This window comes from Ensifer sp. LC11 (genome assembly GCF_001695835.1).
In the GTDB taxonomy this organism is placed as follows: domain Bacteria; phylum Pseudomonadota; class Alphaproteobacteria; order Rhizobiales; family Rhizobiaceae; genus Ensifer.
In genome coordinates, this window is sequence record NZ_MBSO01000009.1 from 99647 (window position 1) to 116110 (window position 16464).

General features: G+C 62.0%; 17 protein-coding genes. 12 read left to right on the forward strand and 5 right to left on the reverse strand.

Annotated elements, in window-relative coordinates; translation table 11 throughout:
- Positions 1–151: 151 nt before the first annotated feature.
- From cobO to BBX50_RS06980, 3 genes are all read left to right on the forward strand, one after another.
- The gene (cobO, locus tag BBX50_RS06970; RefSeq protein WP_065774588.1) at positions 152–796 is read left to right on the forward strand and encodes a cob(I)yrinic acid a,c-diamide adenosyltransferase; all 645 of its coding nucleotides are present in this window, start codon (positions 152–154) and stop codon (positions 794–796) included.
- Positions 796–1221 (forward strand): EamA family transporter, encoded by a 426-nt coding sequence (locus tag BBX50_RS06975; protein ID WP_065774589.1) that lies wholly within the window; start codon positions 796–798, stop codon positions 1219–1221. Before cobO ends, BBX50_RS06975 begins: the two co-directional genes overlap by 1 nt.
- Positions 1222–1323: 102 nt before the next feature.
- Positions 1324–1938: a hypothetical protein gene (locus BBX50_RS06980; protein WP_065774590.1), complete on the forward strand. Its 615-nt coding sequence runs from the start codon at positions 1324–1326 to the stop codon at positions 1936–1938.
- A gap of 833 nt (positions 1939–2771) precedes the next feature.
- On the opposite strand, the gene BBX50_RS06995 is transcribed toward BBX50_RS06980, so the two are convergent.
- Together BBX50_RS06995 and BBX50_RS07000 are read right to left on the reverse strand one after the other, a co-directional pair.
- Entirely contained in the window at positions 2772–3365 is a 594-nt protein-coding gene (locus BBX50_RS06995; protein ID WP_065774593.1) for an isoprenylcysteine carboxylmethyltransferase family protein, read from the reverse strand.
- A gap of 582 nt (positions 3366–3947) precedes the next feature.
- Complete coding sequence (locus BBX50_RS07000) at positions 3948–4163, reverse strand: hypothetical protein (protein WP_065774594.1); 216 nt, start codon at positions 4161–4163, stop codon at positions 3948–3950.
- Positions 4164–4278: 115 nt separating this feature from the next.
- Between BBX50_RS07000 and BBX50_RS07005 the strand changes: the two genes are divergently transcribed.
- The gene (locus BBX50_RS07005) at positions 4279–4740 is read left to right on the forward strand and encodes a hypothetical protein (RefSeq protein WP_065774595.1); all 462 of its coding nucleotides are present in this window, start codon (positions 4279–4281) and stop codon (positions 4738–4740) included.
- On the opposite strand, the gene BBX50_RS07010 is transcribed toward BBX50_RS07005, so the two are convergent.
- Entirely contained in the window at positions 4737–5528 is a 792-nt protein-coding gene (locus BBX50_RS07010) for an IS1595 family transposase (protein ID WP_161490854.1), read from the reverse strand. The genes BBX50_RS07005 and BBX50_RS07010 overlap by 4 nt on opposite strands.
- A 232-nt stretch (positions 5529–5760) precedes the next feature.
- Between BBX50_RS07010 and BBX50_RS07015 the strand changes: the two genes are divergently transcribed.
- The gene (locus tag BBX50_RS07015; RefSeq protein WP_065774596.1) at positions 5761–6045 is read left to right on the forward strand and encodes a hypothetical protein; all 285 of its coding nucleotides are present in this window, start codon (positions 5761–5763) and stop codon (positions 6043–6045) included.
- A 1158-nt stretch (positions 6046–7203) separates the two neighbouring features.
- Here the strand turns inward: BBX50_RS07015 and BBX50_RS07025 are convergent.
- Entirely contained in the window at positions 7204–7989 is a 786-nt protein-coding gene (locus tag BBX50_RS07025; RefSeq protein WP_065774598.1) for a TSUP family transporter, read from the reverse strand.
- A gap of 451 nt (positions 7990–8440) precedes the next feature.
- On the opposite strand from BBX50_RS07025, the gene BBX50_RS30225 reads away from it, so the two are divergent.
- The 6 genes from BBX50_RS30225 to BBX50_RS07055 all read left to right on the forward strand — a co-directional run bounded on the left by BBX50_RS30225 (position 8441) and on the right by BBX50_RS07055 (position 13752).
- Positions 8441–8908: a cobalamin biosynthesis protein gene (locus BBX50_RS30225; protein ID WP_065774599.1), complete on the forward strand. Its 468-nt coding sequence runs from the start codon at positions 8441–8443 to the stop codon at positions 8906–8908.
- A 128-nt stretch (positions 8909–9036) separates the two neighbouring features.
- Positions 9037–9879, forward strand: coding sequence for a uroporphyrinogen-III C-methyltransferase (gene cobA, locus BBX50_RS07035; RefSeq protein WP_065774600.1), 843 nt, complete (start codon positions 9037–9039; stop codon positions 9877–9879).
- Positions 9876–11180 carry a cobyrinate a,c-diamide synthase gene (locus tag BBX50_RS07040; protein WP_065774601.1) on the forward strand — a complete coding sequence of 435 codons (1305 nt, stop codon included), beginning with the start codon at positions 9876–9878 and terminating at the stop codon, positions 11178–11180. Before cobA ends, BBX50_RS07040 begins: the two co-directional genes overlap by 4 nt.
- Positions 11177–12202 (forward strand): threonine-phosphate decarboxylase CobD, encoded by a 1026-nt coding sequence (gene cobD, locus BBX50_RS07045; protein WP_065774602.1) that lies wholly within the window; start codon positions 11177–11179, stop codon positions 12200–12202. Before BBX50_RS07040 ends, cobD begins: the two co-directional genes overlap by 4 nt.
- Positions 12203–13174: an adenosylcobinamide-phosphate synthase CbiB gene (cbiB, locus tag BBX50_RS07050; RefSeq protein WP_065774603.1), complete on the forward strand. Its 972-nt coding sequence runs from the start codon at positions 12203–12205 to the stop codon at positions 13172–13174. It begins immediately after the preceding gene.
- Between the two features lie 149 nt (positions 13175–13323).
- Entirely contained in the window at positions 13324–13752 is a 429-nt protein-coding gene (locus BBX50_RS07055) for a L,D-transpeptidase (protein WP_065774604.1), read from the forward strand.
- A 281-nt stretch (positions 13753–14033) separates the two neighbouring features.
- Here BBX50_RS07055 and BBX50_RS07060 read toward each other — a convergent pair whose 3' ends face one another.
- Entirely contained in the window at positions 14034–14771 is a 738-nt protein-coding gene (locus BBX50_RS07060) for a Crp/Fnr family transcriptional regulator (RefSeq protein ID WP_065774605.1), read from the reverse strand.
- A gap of 303 nt (positions 14772–15074) precedes the next feature.
- Here BBX50_RS07060 and hemN point away from each other — a divergent pair, with 303 nt between their 5' ends.
- The gene (hemN, locus tag BBX50_RS07065) at positions 15075–16424 is read left to right on the forward strand and encodes an oxygen-independent coproporphyrinogen III oxidase (RefSeq protein WP_065774650.1); all 1350 of its coding nucleotides are present in this window, start codon (positions 15075–15077) and stop codon (positions 16422–16424) included.
- The last annotated feature ends 40 nt before the right edge of the window (positions 16425–16464 follow it).

The following is a 16464-nucleotide window of genomic DNA, read 5'->3' on the forward strand; positions in this document are numbered from 1 at the left end:
AGCGGTTCCGGGCAGCGGTTTTCCGTCCGGAATTGCTTGGAAGCAAAGACCTGGTTCCTTTTCGATGTTCAGTGAAGCACGGAAAGGAACGGATGCGGGATGAGGGCTAAGGTTGGCCGCCGTCCCGCCAACTGGAATTGAGGGAGTTATCATGAGCGACGAGACGACGAACACCGGCGAGGCCCCTGCCGAGAAGGATGATGCCCGCCACGCCATGAAGATGGCGAAGAAGAAGGCGGCGCGCGAAAAGATCATGGCGACGAAGACCGACGAGAAGGGTCTGATCATCGTCAACACCGGCAAGGGCAAGGGCAAGTCGACCGCCGGCTTTGGCATGATCTTCCGCCACATCGCCCATGGCATGCCCTGCGCCGTCGTGCAGTTCATCAAGGGTGCGATGGTGACCGGCGAGCGCGAGCTGATCGAGAAGCACTTCGGCGATGTCTGCCAGTTCTATACGCTCGGCGAGGGCTTCACCTGGGAAACGCAGGACCGCGCCCGTGACGTGGCGATGGCCGAGAAGGCTTGGGAGAAGGCGAAGGAGCTGATCCTTGACGAGCGTAACTCGATGGTGCTGCTCGACGAGATCAACATTGCGCTGCGCTACGATTACATCGACGTCGCCGAGGTCGTACGCTTCCTGAAGGAAGAAAAGCCGCACATGACCCATGTGGTCTTGACCGGTCGCAACGCCAAGGAAGACCTGATCGAGATCGCCGATCTCGTGACCGAAATGGAGCTGATCAAGCATCCGTTCCGCTCCGGCATCAAGGCGCAGCAGGGCGTCGAATTCTGATGAGCCAGAGCTGGCAGTTCTGGGCGCTGCTTTCGGCGGCCTTTGCTGCCCTGACGGCCGTGTTCGCCAAGGTCGGGGTTGCGCAGATCAACTCCGACTTCGCCACGCTGATCCGCACCGTCGTCATCTTCTGCGTGATCCTGGGCATCGTCGCGGCGACCGGACAATGGCAGAAGCCATCAGAAATCCCAGGGCGCACCTGGCTGTTCCTGGCGCTGTCCGGCCTTGCCACCGGCGCCTCCTGGCTTGCCTATTTCCGGGCGCTGAAGCTCGGCGACGCTGCCCGCGTCGCACCGATCGACAAGCTCTCGATCGTCATGGTCGCCATCTTCGGCGTGCTCTTCCTCGGCGAAAAGCTCAACCTGATGAACTGGCTCGGGGTTGCGTTCATTGCTGCAGGGGCGCTGCTCTTGGCGGTGTTTTGAACTTGAGCGCGCCTGCCCCTGGCAAGTCTGTTCCCTGAATGTTCGCCTCAATCAAGCCGCAATCCTGATACACGAAATGGTTGTGGGCGGCAGGAGGACGGCATGCAGGTTGGTGACGGTTGGCGCAAGCGCCTTGAACGGGATTATCTTTCCTTTGCAGCCTCGGCGACGGCGGCGCTGGTGGCAATCTGGGCTGCCGTCTACCTCGCGACATCTCCTGCGCGTTGCCCTATTGAACTGGTTGCTCCTTTCCTGAGCATTTTCCCGGCAATGGTCGCGGCGCGGTTGACGATCGCGTTCAGCCGATCGGTTCGCAGCACCTGGCAGTTGCTGGCGCTGTCCTGCGCGTGTGGTTTCGGCACGGTTGCCGGCCTGATCGGCGTCTACACTCTGACGATGTATTTTGCGAGCTGGGACCCCGGTGGGTATGCGGTCCCTTATCCGGTGCTGGCGTATTATGGACCGGCGTCCGGTCTGTTGATGTTCTCGGGCGCCGGTGCGCTCATGGCCGGTGCGACCTTGGGGCTATGGCTGCTTCGGGACGGGCGAGTACGACGCAATGGCGCTGGCGGCGAACCGGGCGGGATGGCTGCGTCGGTGCTCTCGCCGGTTGCCTCGCACGAGCGCGCTCTGCTTCGCAGTCGCCGATCGCGAGCGGAGGAACGCTCTTCTGGCTCTCCACGCTGCTCGGTCCCTTGGTCGTTATCCTCCCTCTGATATTTCTGGAGATGATCTTCTGGCCGCAAACTGCTCTCGGCGCAGAGAAACTGCCGTGGGCGGTCTTGAGATACTACTTCGGTGGCACTTACGCGGCCGCAATCAGCGCGGTGCTGGTTCTTGCGTTCGTATCCAATCGTTCACGCCGCTCGGCCAGGCTGGTCGCCTCGTTTGTCGGCTTGCACGTCGGTGCAGTATTCACGCTTCTGTTTGACTATGCAGACGACACCGCCGCAATCAGGCGTTTCTATTGCCTTTCGGCGGCCTTCTTGGCGATCTGTCTGCTGCCATCTGCACCGCGATCTGGTTCCCCGATCGCCGCGGCCTCGGCGAGGAGCGCACGGAACAGGCCGCCTCGGTGCGGGGATTGATGCGCGTCTTGCTGATGCCGGCTTTGCCGCACCGGCCGTCGCGACGCTCTGTTGCGGTCTTTTCGCCGCCGCCGCACACATGCTTGGCCTAGCGCCGAAGGGGCTCCTCGACAGTAGCCTGCAGGTTCGCGCTGCCGAAATAAGGGTTTTGAACTATCGGGTCTGGGCGGTTGTGGCATTGATAACAATGATGCTCCATCAGTTTCTCAAGGACAGAGCCGCCCGGTCGAGTGTCACCGTCGTCACCCTCTCGCTCGCAGCCTTTCTCGTCGGAGGCGGAATGACACATAGCCTGAGTGAGGACGTCCTTCGGAAAGTCGTGCCGATTTCGGCGGCCTCCTTCCTCGGGCTTGGTTTGTCCAGCGTCGTTGCCGGTCTTTCAGCCCTATTCCTGATCCGTCGCGGCCTTTCAAGCAGATCAGTTGACGCTGAGAGCGTCGCTGCCTGAGGGCGAGGTTTCCGTCAAACCCACCTGCGGACACGCTTGCAATAGGCGGCATAGGCCTCCCCGAAAGAACGGGCGAGGTGGGTTTCCTCCATGCGGATCTGGTAGGAAATCGAGATCCAGGCGGAAAGTGCGAGCGCCACCGAGACGACGTTGGGCACCGCGAGCACCGTGCCGATCAGTGCGGTCACCATGCCGACATAGATCGGGTTGCGGGAAAAGGCGTAGAGGCCGGAGGTCACCAGCGGCGCATCCTGTTCTTCGGGGATGCCGATCTTCCACGAATGGCGCATCGCCCCTTGCGACAGCATCGTCAGCCCGCCGCCGAGCGCCATCAGTACGAGGCCGACGGCGTGAAGCAGCGGCGTGTCGAGCGCCGGGATCCGGCCGAGGGCGGCATCGACGGAGGCCGGCAGCAGGGCAACCGCCAGCAGATGCACCACCAGCACTGCCACGATCACGCGGAAGAGCTTTCCTGCAAACCCCTCGGCATCGTCGTCATAGGTGAGCACCACCGGTGAGCGGCCGGTTTGCACGCGGCGCAGGATCGCCAGCGCCAGCGTGAACAGGCCGACGACAAGCATCAGGATGGCGGGAAGGGTGGTGGACATAAGGACCTCTGGCACGGGCGGAGTGACTGACAATGTTCGCGGCAGGGTGGCCTATCTGATCTCCGTCCACCCTCCGCGACGCATTCCCCGTAATTGCAATCTCTAGTGACTAGAGGCTCAAGAGGTCCGTGTGCTCGACTTTCGTCTTGGTTACCGGATTTCATCGGAGAGCTGGACCCTCTCCGGGCCATCGAGAGGCTGTCGCCGCCTTTGGCCGTGGCCGCCTATTGGCGATTTCCTGTCCGCGGCCGCTATCTCTCGTCGTCCGAGAGCCATTCTTGTTTCGTGATGGTCCTGGTAATGGATCGCACCAGCGGCATTCGCGCCACCAATCTTGATTACAGACACACCGCATGAGCGGGTGACGTATTTGAGGCTAGGTGCGCTTCGACCTCTCGGAGTTTATCCAGTAGCCGTTTCGTTGGTCTGGGCATGTGTCGATGTTGGCTGTTCTGCCGTGATCAAACTCCAAGTTATCGCACGAGCCGTTCCGATAAAGTGAAAGTCCGCACCCCCCCGCCATGGCCGCATATTGCCGAAATACTGGGCGGCCGAAGCCGCCCTTTTTTGCATTGCGTTGGATTAGAGGAAGGACCTGCCGTACGAGGAGCCTTTGGAATTCTTGCCCTTGGAACTCGACGTGGACGTCGTTGGGCCCGGCTTGTTTACGCCTGCTGCCAATTCAAGCTGGCCGACAGTTTTGACGATGGGTTTCTTTTCGGCTGGCGTCGACGGGACAGCAGCAATCGCGGTCGCCGCAAAAGCGAGCGATGCCAGGACGGCAATAATGATCTTCATTGGTAGTCTCCCAGGTTCGAACCTCCCGCCAAGGAATGCGGCATTAGGTAGCAAAAGCCACCAGACCTGAAATGGCTTTGCGGCTACCTTGGCTCCGGTGAAAACGGAGCCTCGAATGAGTGTAGCGTGCGAGTTGAAGCAGAAGCGGGCGGCCCTGAGTGAAAGGCTGAAACAGCTCGAAAGAGAGCGGGTCGACATCCAGGAACTCATGTGTGCGCTGGACCGCGTCATCCTGAGCTACGAGCCCGACTACCAGGCATCGGCGCTGACGAGACCTGAACAGGGTAACCGCTCTCGAAAGGCCAAGCCGTCGTCGTCCGAGGTGAAAGCGGCCATGAACGGCGTAAACAAGCGCCAAGCCGTCTTGGAGGTCCTGCGCGAGGCAGGGGAACCGATTTCGGTGACCGACTGCGCAGCGAAGTTTGCAGCCAAGATCGGCATCGCGAGCGAGCCAGCCAATCTCTCAGACATCGCACACCGCCTGTCGGCGGTCCTTACCCAACTGACGACTGCGGGACGCGTGCGGCAGTCCGGCCAGTTCGACGGTCGCAAGGCTCTGTGGGAGGTCGCCGCTTAGCCTTCCCAGATCAGGTCCGGCGGTTTGTTGCCCTGCCAGTACCCACACAGATAGCGTGACGTCGGGCGAGACAGTGCCTTGCCCAGCACCTGGAACGTATGACTGCGATTGCTCACCTGGCGGCAATCCTCGCGCCACGCGAGCTCGGCCACGTACCAGTCGAAGTATTTCAACGAAAACCGATGGTGGATGCCGACATAGGCCCGCTGAACGCGTGAGAAGAAACTCTCGACCTGGTTGGTGTTCGTGCCATCGTCGGTCTGATAGGCCTTTGAGTGGTTGACGCGCTCCAGCTTGTTGAGGCCAGCCAGGTCGTTATAGCTGCCATGCTCGTCCGCGAAGACCGTTGCTTCCCGCGACACGTGATCCCGGACGGCCGCCCAGGCTGCGTTGCTGTCTTCGTCTCGGATGATCCGGGTAAACGTCTGGCCTCCCAGTCCGCGCTGGCGGATCGCAAGAGCGCACAGACGCTTCATGTTCTGGTATTTCCTGAGGCGGCGATCAATGCGATCCTCGGCCTTATTCTCGGGACGGATGTGGCCGCCAGCGTACTTGCCGTCAATCTCGACTTCGCCATCAAGCACTATCTCCTCCCTGCGCCATGCGATAGCCTCGCGCAGCTTCATGAGGAGTACCCAGGCCGTTTTGTATTGGACGCCGATCTCACGCGAGAGCTGGAGCGCCGCCTTGCCTTTCACCGAGTTCGCCGAGAACCAGATGGCGATGAGCATCTTCTTGAAGCTCAGCTTGCGCGCGTGAAAGACCGTGCCTGAGGTGACGCTGAACACGGCCTTGCAGGTCTTCTCGGTGCATTTGAAGCGATTACGGCTCATCGTGTGGCAGCGCAACGTTCCGCACTTGGGGCAATAAGGCTCGCCCTCTGTCTCGTGCCAGCGCAGGCGCTTAAATCAGTTGTAGGCAGTCGTATCCCGCATCCTGGCGAGATCGAGCACCGTCAGCGTTCGGCACTCTGGCGAGAGCAGGAAGTGCTGGCCCTTGGGCGTGTCTTCGAGTTTCGCCATGGCTCAACCCCTCCGCGATCCGGAGGAAGGTCGGGCGTATTTCCAAGCCCCCGACCAAGACGCTGACAGCCAACACCGCAGCGTGGCGGCGATGGGCAATGGCGATGGTATCGATGGCGTTGAGGGTCATGTTCAGGCTCCAGAAGTCGAGGGCAGGCACAGCGGATCGGCAGCCGAAAAGGCCGCGGGGAGATCAGAGCTGTATGCGTATCATCCTGAACATGATCCAGTTTCCTACCTGGATTTCCCGCAGGAGTCGATCGAGGGAAGTCCAAATGGTTAATTTTGACGAGAGATGGAAGGCCTTTTGCTGGCGATCCTGGCGATGCCCGCGACTGCTTTTTGACCCATTGCGGACACTACAGAATTGATCTGCAAATAGCTGAGATGGGGTCAAGAGAAGACTAGCAGCTTTTGAAGATGAAGACCGCCAATGACAGACACTAGATGGAATGTGCCTTTCATCTGTCCTAAAGCTGCAATCAACCGCCATCGCGACTTCCGATGTAGCCGCCCCACTTGTCAAACGCGTGGTACGTCGGTTCCTCGGCTTTTGCTTGCCGAAAATACCTACAGCTAATCTCATACTCAGAAGAATACTCTGTCCAGGATTCGCACCGGATCAGTCGGCCTTCGGTACTTCTATAGCCCTTATATTTCTGATTAAGGAATGCTTCGAAATACGGAATGCTCGGATTGAAGCTAATGCCAAGAACTATCCACACCAACGTCCAAAGTGCTAGAATTCCCCCAATGGCGCATCCGACAAAGGACAGTCCTCGAAATAAGATTTTCAAGACTAGACCCCGAATCCAGTTGGCGATGGCCAACTCGTAGCACGCCTGACGGCGGCTTTGTAGGTTCGTATTCAAGCTCAATTTTCGGAATGAGGTCGATAGCTGACTTTCGTCAATACTTAGAAAGATGACCGCTCTTGGCGCTTTCCGGACGAAGCACAATTACGGCTCCCTCGCAACGTTGTCACTAGCGCGATCACGTCAGTGGCATTCACGGGGATGTGGCTGGAATTTCTGTTCTAATTCAGAAGCGTAAGCCGCTTTTGGTGGTCTTTGCTACCTAATGGCGAAGGAATGCGGGAGACTTGGCCTAGGACGAACGTCGAGCCAGCGACATACGGCAGGTGCCGTATTTCGACCCGGGAGAGGCCCGCCAAAATCGAGCATGGTTAAGGGAAATTTATGGTGCGACCACGCAATGACCGACGTCTATGCGGTAGGGCGGTCGCCTTCAATTCGGATCCAGCGCGATCGGTAAAGATGTCACTACGAGCAAGCTAACAGCCAAACTGAGGCATCTGGTAGAGCGAGTTGGGCTAGGCGTCAGCAGTTCGCTGGGCGTCTCTGGACCGTCGTCGGCAACAGCAAGAAGGGCAGGCGCGCCTTCGGCCAGTGTGAGATGGTATCCATTTGCAGCGCCCGCCTCAGAGCCCCAGCCAGATCCTCAGCGGATGGGTCGGGTCGGCAAGCAGTCGGGCTGCAAGCGCGATCGAGACGATGACGAGCAGCGGCTTGATGATCTTGGCGCCCTTGGCCATGGCGTAGCGCGAGCCGACCTGTGCGCCCAGGAACTGGGCAAATCCCATCATCAGGCCGACCTTCCAGAGGATGGCGCCGAAGAAGAGGAAGACGGCGAAGGCGCCGATGTTGGAGCCGAAGTTCAGGAACTTTGTATGCGCGGTCGCCTTCAAGACGCCGAAGCCCGCGAGTGTGACGAAGCCGAGCATGAAGAAGGAACCGGTGCCGGGGCCGAAGACGCCGTCATAGAAACCGATCAGCGGCACCAGGGTGAGAGTGAAGACGAAAGGGGTAACGCGGCGGTGCTGGTCGACGTCGCCCATGTTCGGCTTCAGCCCGAAATAGATCGCGATGGCGATCAGCAGGAAGGGCAGGACCGCCTTCAAAACGTCGCCGGGAACAACGGTCGCGAGCAGCGCGCCCAAGATGGAACCCGCCGCCGACATTAGCGCCATCGGCAATTGCTCTTTCAGGTTCACATGCCCACGCCTGGCATAGGAAAGGCTTGCCGAGCCGGAGCCGAAGAGTGCCTGCAGCTTGTTGGTGCCGAGCGTCTGCAGCGGCGGGATGCCGGCGATCAGCATGGCGGGAATGGTGATCATGCCGCCACCACCGGCAATCGAATCGATGAAGCCGGCAATGAAGGCGGCCACGAACAGGAAGACGAGCAGGTGGAAAGCGAGATCTTGCACGGAGGGGACTCGGGGGATGACGGGAATGAGGCGGGCGTTTACGCCTTGTGTCAGAGCGTGAGGCGAAATGCAAAGGCTTCCGTCCGGTGACGCCTTCTGCGCTCGCGAAGGAGGGTTTAATCTCTCGAAGAATCAGCGACTTCTCGTGAGTCGCTGCAAATCCGGTTGGCGGTCGGGCGATCGTCGCTGTTCCCGTTTTTTACTGGCGCGAGCAGAGCCGTGATCGTCCCCAAACGCGACATCGTCATGGCGCAATCCGGTTTGACCGGCTCTGCCGGCTCCGGTAAAAATGACGAATATGCGACGGCGTCCGTTTCGGCGGACTGAAAGAGCGTCCGGTGCGGCCGACCCAGTCAGGGGGCCCTCAACCGGTGCTGTCCAGATCGGCCCAGGAACGCTTTGTTCCGGCCGGCGCTTCGTTAAGGAAAACCGACGAAGGGAGCCGGCCACCGTGCCATCGGTCAAGGGGTCAAAGCAATTCCAGCAAACGTGCGAAGCGGCCCTTGTACTGGGGCTCGGTTGCGAGCGTGGCACGCTGCCTGAGGACATGATTGCGCTCGCCAAGCGCGCCTTGGCTGACGCTGGCGCCAGTGCTCACGACCTGCGACTGGTCGCCTCGCTCGATGCCCGCGCCGAAGAGCCGGCCATCCTTGCCGCCGCCCGACATTTCTCCGTTCCCGCCGTGTTTTACGATGCGGCCACGCTCGAGGCTGAGGCTTCCCGGCTGGTAAATCCCTCCGAGATCGTCTTTGCCTATACGGGTTGCCATGGTGTTGCCGAAGGTGCGGCCCTCGTCGGTGCCGGCCGCGACGCCGTGCTGATCGTGCCGAAAATCACCTCGGCGCAGGCAACGGCGGCGATTGCCGGCCCGGCGCTGGCCGGTGCGCAGCGGCACAGTACAGAAGCGGAGCGCCGCTGATGTGTGCTTATGTTGTTGAATTGAATCAATCTTTTGCCCGGCTTTCCTCGCATGTGGAATCCGGTCTTTCGCAAAACGTAACAACAGGCATCACGAGACGGTGCCGGTGTTCAGATGAGGCAGCACGCATGACCGACGACTTTTTTGCCGGATTACCGGCGCTTGAGAAAGGTGCGGTCTGGCTGGTCGGCGCCGGGCCCGGTGATCCCGGCCTTCTGACGCTGCACGCGGCCAATGCGCTGCGCCAGGCGGATGTGATCGTGCACGACGCGCTGGTCAACGAGGATTGTCTCAAGCTTGCGCGGCCAGGCGCTGTTTTCGAGTTCGCGGGCAAACGCGGCGGCAAGCCGTCGCCGAAGCAGCGCGACATCTCGCTCCGGCTGGTGGAACTGGCGCGCGCCGGCAACCGCGTGCTGCGGCTGAAGGGCGGCGACCCCTTCGTCTTCGGCCGCGGCGGCGAGGAGGCGCTGACGCTGGTCGAGCACCAGGTGCCCTTCCGCATCGTGCCCGGCATCACCGCCGGCATCGGCGGGCTTGCCTATGCCGGCATTCCGGTGACGCACCGCGAGGTCAATCACGCGGTCACCTTCCTCACCGGCCACGATTCCTCGGGTCTCGTTCCCGACCGGATCAACTGGCAGGGGATTGCCAGCGGCTCGCCCGTGATCGTCATGTACATGGCGATGAAACATATCGGCGCGATCACCGCCAATCTCATTGCGGGGGGCCGTTCGCCGGACGAGCCGGTCGCCTTCGTCTGCAATGCGGCGACGGCGAACCAGACGGTGCTGGAAACGACGCTGTCGCGCGCCGAAGCCGATGTCGAGGCCGCCGGGCTCGAACCGCCGGCGATCGTCGTCGTCGGCGAGGTGGTGCGGCTTCGCGCAGCGCTCGACTGGATCGGCGCGCTCGATGGGCGAAAGCTTGCTGCCGACCCCTTCGCCAATCGCATTCTCAGGAACCCGGCATGAGCGGAATGCTGATCGCAGCACCTTCGTCGGGCTCCGGCAAGACGACGGTCACGCTCGGGCTGATGCGGGCGCTGAGGAAGCGCGGTGTCGCGCTTGCGCCGGGCAAGGCGGGTCCTGACTATATCGATCCCGCCTTCCATGCGGCTGCGACCGGCGAACCCTGCTTCAACTTCGATCCCTGGGCGATGCGGCCCGAACTCCTGCGCGCGAACGCCTCGCATGCGGCTGCCGGTGGTCGTACGCTGATCGTCGAGGCGATGATGGGGCTGCATGACGGGGCGGCTGACGGTACCGGCGCGCCGGCTGATCTTGCCGCAGCGCTGAACCTTGCCGTCATTCTCGTCGTCGATTGCGCCCGTTTGTCCCATTCGGTGGCAGCGATGGTGCGCGGTTATGCGGATCACCGCGACGACATCCGCGTCGTCGGCGTCGTCCTCAACAAGGTCGGCAGCGACCGGCATGAGAAGATGCTGAGGGATGCGCTTGATCGGGTGCGGATGCCGGTTTTCGGCGTGCTCAGGCAAGACAGCGCGCTCGCCTTGCCGGAGCGCCATCTCGGCCTCGTGCAGGCGGGCGAACACGGCGCGCTCGAAGTGTTCATCGAGGCCGCGGCTCAGCGGGTCGAGGCCGCTTGCGATCTCGACGCGATCCGTCGGGCGGCAACAATCTTCCGCGAAGACCCGGCTCCGGCGCATGTCGAACGGCTGCAGCCGCTCGGCCAGCGCATTGCCGTGGCACGCGATATCGCCTTTGCCTTCAGCTATGAGCACCTGCTGTTCGGCTGGCGTGGGCGCGGGGCCGAGATCTCGTTCTTCTCGCCGTTGGCGGATGAGGCGCCCGATCCGGCGGCCGATGCCATCTATCTGCCGGGCGGCTATCCGGAGCTGCATGCCGGGCGACTGAGCACCGCTTCGACCTTCCGCACCAGCCTGCATTCAGCAGCCGAACGCGGCGCCCGGATCTTCGGCGAATGCGGCGGCTACATGGTGCTTGGCGAAGGGCTTGTCGCCGCTGATGGAGCGCGCTACGAGATGCTCGGCCTGCTGCCGCTGGTAACCAGTTTTGCCGAGCGCAGGCGGCACCTCGGCTATCGCCGCGTCGTGCCTGTCGACAACGCCTTTTTCGATGGACCCATGACGGCGCACGAATTCCACTATGCGACCATCGTCGCCGAAGGTGCTGCCGATCGGCTGTTTTCGGTGAGCGACGCCGCCGGTGACGACCTTGGCCATGCGGGCCTGAGATGCGGCAATGTTGCCGGTTCCTTCATGCACCTCATCGACCTGGCGACGCGATCATGAGCGTACCGATCGTTCATGGTGGCGGCATCACCGAGGCCGCTGCCCGCTACGGCGGGCGTCTCGAAGACTGGCTCGATCTGTCGACCGGCATCAACCCGTGCCCGGTCGCCTTGCCCGAAGTGCCCGAGCGTGCCTGGCACCGGCTGCCCGACCGTCAGACGGTGGACGATGCGCGACTGGCAGCCTCGCAATATTACCGCACGAATGGCGCACTGCCTTTGCCGGTGCCCGGCACCCAATCGGCAATCCAGCTGCTGCCGCGGCTCGTGCAGTTCCACCAAGGCGGTGTGGCCCAGACCGGCAGCCGCGTTGCGGTCTTTGGGCCGACCTATGGCGAATATGCGCGCGTGCTTTCTGCAGCGGGTCTTGCAGTCGACCGGATCGGCGATGCCAGTGCGCTCACCGCCGAGCACGGCTTGGCGATCGTGGTCAATCCCAACAACCCGACGGGCCGCGCCTTTGCGCCTGCGGACATTCTCGCGATGGCCGCGAGGCTGAAGGCTCAAGGCGGGTTGCTGCTCGTGGACGAGGCCTTTGGCGACCTTGAGCCGGCGTTGAGTGTCGCCGGCCATGTACGCGGTGAGGGCAACCTCGTCGTCTTCCGTTCCTTCGGCAAGTTCTTCGGGCTCGCCGGTCTGCGTCTCGGTTTCGTCGTCGCGCCGGAGCCGATGTTGGCCGCATTTGCCGACTGGCTCGGCCCCTGGGCCGTATCCGGCCCGGCGCTGACGATTTCGACGGCGCTCATGCAGGGCGACACGAAGGCGATAGCGGCGGGCATCTTGGAACGGCGCGCCGGCCTCGATGCGGTGCTCGATGGGGCAGGGATAGCCCGGATCGGCGGCACAGGGCTCTTCGTGCTCATCGAGCATCCGCGGGCGGCACGGCTGCACGAAAAGCTGTGCGAAGCGTATATTCTGACGCGCAGGTTCGACTATGCGCCGACGTGGCTTCGGATCGGGCTTGCGCCGGATAGGGCAGGCGACCGGCGGCTGGCGGATGCTCTGGCCCGCATGGAGTGTTGAGTGTCGGAGACCATCCTTCTCATCCTCGCGCTGGCGCTGGTGATCGACCGCATCGTCGGCGATCCGGATTGGCTGTGGGCGCGCATGCCCCATCCCGTGGTGTTCTTTGGCAAGGCGATCGGCTTTCTCGACACGCGGCTGAACCGGGAAGGCCTGGAGGCTGCCGCACTCAAGCTTCGTGGCGTCATAACGATCGTTCTGCTGCTGGCCTTGAGCGCCTGGCTCGGTCTCATCCTGCATCGCCTCCTTGCGGGCTTTGGCCCGGTCGGCTTTCTGCTGGAGGCGGTGCTCGTTGCCGTCTTTCTGGCGCAGAAGAGCCTTGCCGATCACGTGGGTCGCGTCGCCGAAGGCTTGCGCCGTGGCGGCCTTGAAGGCGGACGCGCCGCGGTCTCGATGATCGTTGGCCGCGATCCGAAGACGCTCGACGAGCCGGCGGTCTGCCGCGCGGCGATCGAAAGCCTCGCCGAGAATTTTTCCGACGGCGTCGTGGCTCCAGCCTTCTGGTACGCTGTTTTCGGTCTCCCGGGCCTTTTTGCCTACAAGATGCTGAACACGGCCGATTCGATGATCGGCCACAAGTCGCCGAAGTATCTGCAATTCGGCTGGGCCTCGGCCCGGCTCGACGATCTCGCCAACCTGCCGGCAGCAAGGCTTTCGATTCTGTTGATCGCCGCCGGGGCGCTTTTTCACCGTGGCGCGGGCGCCGCAAAGGACGCGCTGACGGTTGCGCTGCGTGACCACGGCCTGCACCGCTCGCCGAATTCAGGCTGGCCGGAAGCGGCCATGGCCGGCGCGCTCGACCTGCAGCTTGCCGGCCCGCGCATCTATGGCGGCGTCAAGGTCAGCGAGCCGATGATCAACGGTCCGGGTCGCGCGGTGGCGACCAGCGAAGACATCGATGCGGGGATTGCTGTATTTTATGGCGCCTGCACGGTGATGACGCTTGCCGTTGTTGTCGTCGCAATGATTTGATCGCAGAAAGCCTTCCAGTCCTCGCGAAATTGACCTTCGCATTAAGACTTTGCTTTCCATATGTATTAAGATCGTATCATATTCGACCAGTTATTCTCTTGGGACGTCTGGTTCCACCGGTAAGTGTTCGTTTTCCCGGAGAGAGAAGCATGCGGAAGGCATTGTTGACTGCGTTTATTGCCGCTCTGATGCAGTTCCCCGTTCAGCCTCTGAGCGCCGCCAATCTCATTGCCGATATCAGCCTGTCCTCGCAGACCATGACCGTCCGGCAGAACGGCATCATCATGTATCGCTGGAAGGTGTCCACCGCCCGCAGGGGTTATGTCACGCCGCGCGGCAGCTGGAGCGCCAAATGGCTCTCGCGCTATCATCGCTCGCGCAAGTACGACGATGCGCCCATGCCCTATGCGGTGTTCTTCAACGGCGGCTACGCCATCCACGCCACCTACGACATCAAGCGGCTCGGTCGCCCCGCATCCCACGGCTGCGTGCGGCTGCACCCGAACAATGCCGCGGAGTTCTTCGCGCTCACGCGCCAGCATGGGCTGAAGAACACGCGCATCGTCATCGCACGCTGACGGATCGATATTGTCTTCCAGCTCGCGTCTGCCCCTCATCCCCCTGCCGGGACCTTCTCCCCGCCTGCGGGGAGAAGGGACGTTTTGGCACGCGTTTGCGGCTAACCGACCGTCTCATTCCCTTGCACCACAACGCCGCCGCAGGTGACGATGCTGCAGCCGTCCTCGTTCCATCTCCCCGGGCGCGGGGAGAGGGTTAGTCCTCGGGTTAAGCCCGAGGAGAGGGGCAATTCTGTGGAGAAACTTGGTGCGGCGGACGCTCCGCGAGACCTAAACGCCGCTCAATCAATCCCGGCCACATGCATCAGCCGGTCGAGGCTCGGCACGTTGACGTGGCGGCTGTTTTCGATGCGGATGACGTTGTCCTTGCGCAGCTTGGTGATCTGGCGGCTGACGGTCTCGATCGTCAGGCCTAGATAATCGGCGATGTCGGCGCGCGACAGCGGCAGGTCGAACTCGTTCGCCGTGCCGTTCTCCGGGTCGATATGGGTGGCGATGATGTAGAGGAAGCTCGCGACCTTTTCCTGCGCGGTCTTGCGGCCGAGCGTCAGCATCCAGTCGCGCGCCTCGTCAAGCTCCTTCAGCGCTTGTTCGTGCAGCCGGTGTTCGAGGCCGGGGGCCTCGGCAACCAGCCGGTCGATAACAGTGCGCGGGAAACAACAGATATCCGTGTCGACCGCCGCTTCCGCCGTCAGTGCGCTTTCGCGTGTAAACGGACGCCCCATGAAATCGGGAGCGAACTGCAAGCCGACGATCTGCTGGCGGCCGTCGGCCAGAACCTTGCTGAGCTTGACGACGCCCTTGATGATGTTGGCATAGCTCTCGGTCGTCTCGCCCTGGCCGATGACCTCGCGGCCGGGCTCGATGCTGCGGCGGGTCGAATGGCGGCTGAGGTCGAGCAGCTGATCCGGCGTGAGCGTGCCGCATACGCCGCCATGGCGCGCCTCGCAGGCGGCGCAGACGGTTGGAATGTCCGAATTATGGATATCCTTGCGGCGATGTTCGTTCACGATCTGCAATTCTTTCTACCTGCATGTCGTTGCTCTTACAGCGCCGCGCGTCTTAATCAGGCGCGCAAAGGTCGCTCAGCACTTTGAAGTGCTGCATGTTTATCCTTCGAAGGATACATGCAGCAGGATGACCAAAGAGGATGCCGGTCGTTAAATCAAGAGTTGACAGGTGCTAATTCCGAAAGCGCGAAACAATGTCTCATGCTGGCTTGAGTATTGTCAATTTTAACGTGTTAATTCGGCAACTTGATCAAAATCAAAGGCGTCTTCGTCTGTCCGTCCTATGTCATCCGCAAGACAGCGGAGAGACCGATGGAAGACGCGCTCATTCTCAAGCATGCGGCGCCCGTGCCGCGCTACACCAGCTACCCGACCGCCCCGCATTTTTCCGAGGCGGTCGGGCCGGGCGACTATGAAAACTGGCTCGGCGCGATCGGCCCTGATGAGGCGATCTCGCTTTATGCCCATGTGCCCTATTGCGACCGGCTCTGTTGGTTCTGTGCCTGCCACACCAAGCAGACGCTGCGTTACGATCCGGTGGCAACATACCTCAAGGGCCTGCACCGCGAGGTTGCAGAAATCGGCAGCCGGGTGAACCGCGCGGCCAAGGTGACGGCGCTGCATTTCGGTGGCGGTTCGCCGACGCTCGTCAGGCCCGACGATATGATCGCGCTGAAGCGCACACTTACCGATCACTTCACGTTTGCGTCCGATTGCGAGATCAGCGTCGAGATGGACCCGAACGATCTCGACGAGGCGCGTCACGATGCGCTGGCGGCGATCGGCATGACGCGGGCAAGCTTCGGCGTCCAGGACTTCGATCCGGTGGTGCAGAAGGCGATCAACCGCATCCAGACCTTTGAGCAGACGCGTGGCGCGATCGAGGCGGCACGGGCGAGGGGCGTGCGTTCGGTCAATTGCGACGTGCTCTATGGGCTGCCCTATCAGAGCCTTGCGTCACTGGAGTGCACGATGGAGGCGGTGCTGACGCTCGATCCCGATCGGGTCGCACTCTTCGGCTATGCGCATGTGCCGTGGATGAAGACGCATCAGAAGATGATCCCGGACGAAAGCCTTCCCGGCATCGTCGAGCGCTTCGCCCAGATGACGCGGGCGGCCGAGATGCTGGTCGCGGCCGGCTACGAGGCCATCGGCATCGATCATTTCGCCAAGCCGGGTGACAGCCTGGCGCGGGCCAGTCGGGAAGGGCGGCTGCGCCGCAATTTCCAGGGCTATACGGATGATGCGGCCGAGACGCTGATCGGGCTTGGCGCTTCGGCGATCGGCCAGTTCCGTCAGGGCTATGTGCAAAACATGCCGGCGACGGGCGAATATCTGCGCCATGTGGAGGGTGCCGGGATCGCGGCGGTTCGCGGTTACCGCTTCACGCCGGACGACCGGATGAGAGCAAAAGTGATCGCCGATATCATGTGCGGTTTCGCGTTCTCTTTTGACGCGATCGAGCAGGCTTTTCCCGGGCAGGCGGGTGCTGTCATTGAGGAGGCGCGGCTCTTTCGGGCGCGCGATGGCGATCACCTGACGACGATCGAGAACGGGATTTTCCGGCTTACGGAGGGCGGGCGGCCCTTTGCCCGGTCCGTAGCGTCAGCTTTCGACGCCTATCTCGGCAATGGCCGCGGGCGGCATTCGTTGGCGGTCTGACCTAGTTTTGCGGCAACACCGCTACCCAATTTGCAAACCG

Coding starts and splice junctions, on each gene's coding strand:
- BBX50_RS06980 (WP_065774590.1), top strand. CDS start 1,324: ATGCAGGTTGGTGACGGTTGGCGCAAGCGCCTTGAACGGGATTATCTT.
- cobD (WP_065774602.1), top strand. CDS start 11,177: ATGAGCGTACCGATCGTTCATGGTGGCGGCATCACCGAGGCCGCTGCC.
- BBX50_RS07055 (WP_065774604.1), top strand. CDS start 13,324: ATGCGGAAGGCATTGTTGACTGCGTTTATTGCCGCTCTGATGCAGTTC.
- BBX50_RS07015 (WP_065774596.1), top strand. CDS start 5,761: ATGGCTCAACCCCTCCGCGATCCGGAGGAAGGTCGGGCGTATTTCCAA.
- BBX50_RS06995 (WP_065774593.1), bottom strand. CDS start 3,365: ATGTCCACCACCCTTCCCGCCATCCTGATGCTTGTCGTCGGCCTGTTC.
- cobA (WP_065774600.1), top strand. CDS start 9,037: ATGACCGACGACTTTTTTGCCGGATTACCGGCGCTTGAGAAAGGTGCG.
- BBX50_RS07005 (WP_065774595.1), top strand. CDS start 4,279: ATGAGTGTAGCGTGCGAGTTGAAGCAGAAGCGGGCGGCCCTGAGTGAA.
- BBX50_RS06975 (WP_065774589.1), top strand. CDS start 796: ATGAGCCAGAGCTGGCAGTTCTGGGCGCTGCTTTCGGCGGCCTTTGCT.
- BBX50_RS07000 (WP_065774594.1), bottom strand. CDS start 4,163: ATGAAGATCATTATTGCCGTCCTGGCATCGCTCGCTTTTGCGGCGACC.
- hemN (WP_065774650.1), top strand. CDS start 15,075: ATGGAAGACGCGCTCATTCTCAAGCATGCGGCGCCCGTGCCGCGCTAC.
- cobO (WP_065774588.1), top strand. CDS start 152: ATGAGCGACGAGACGACGAACACCGGCGAGGCCCCTGCCGAGAAGGAT.
- BBX50_RS07040 (WP_065774601.1), top strand. CDS start 9,876: ATGAGCGGAATGCTGATCGCAGCACCTTCGTCGGGCTCCGGCAAGACG.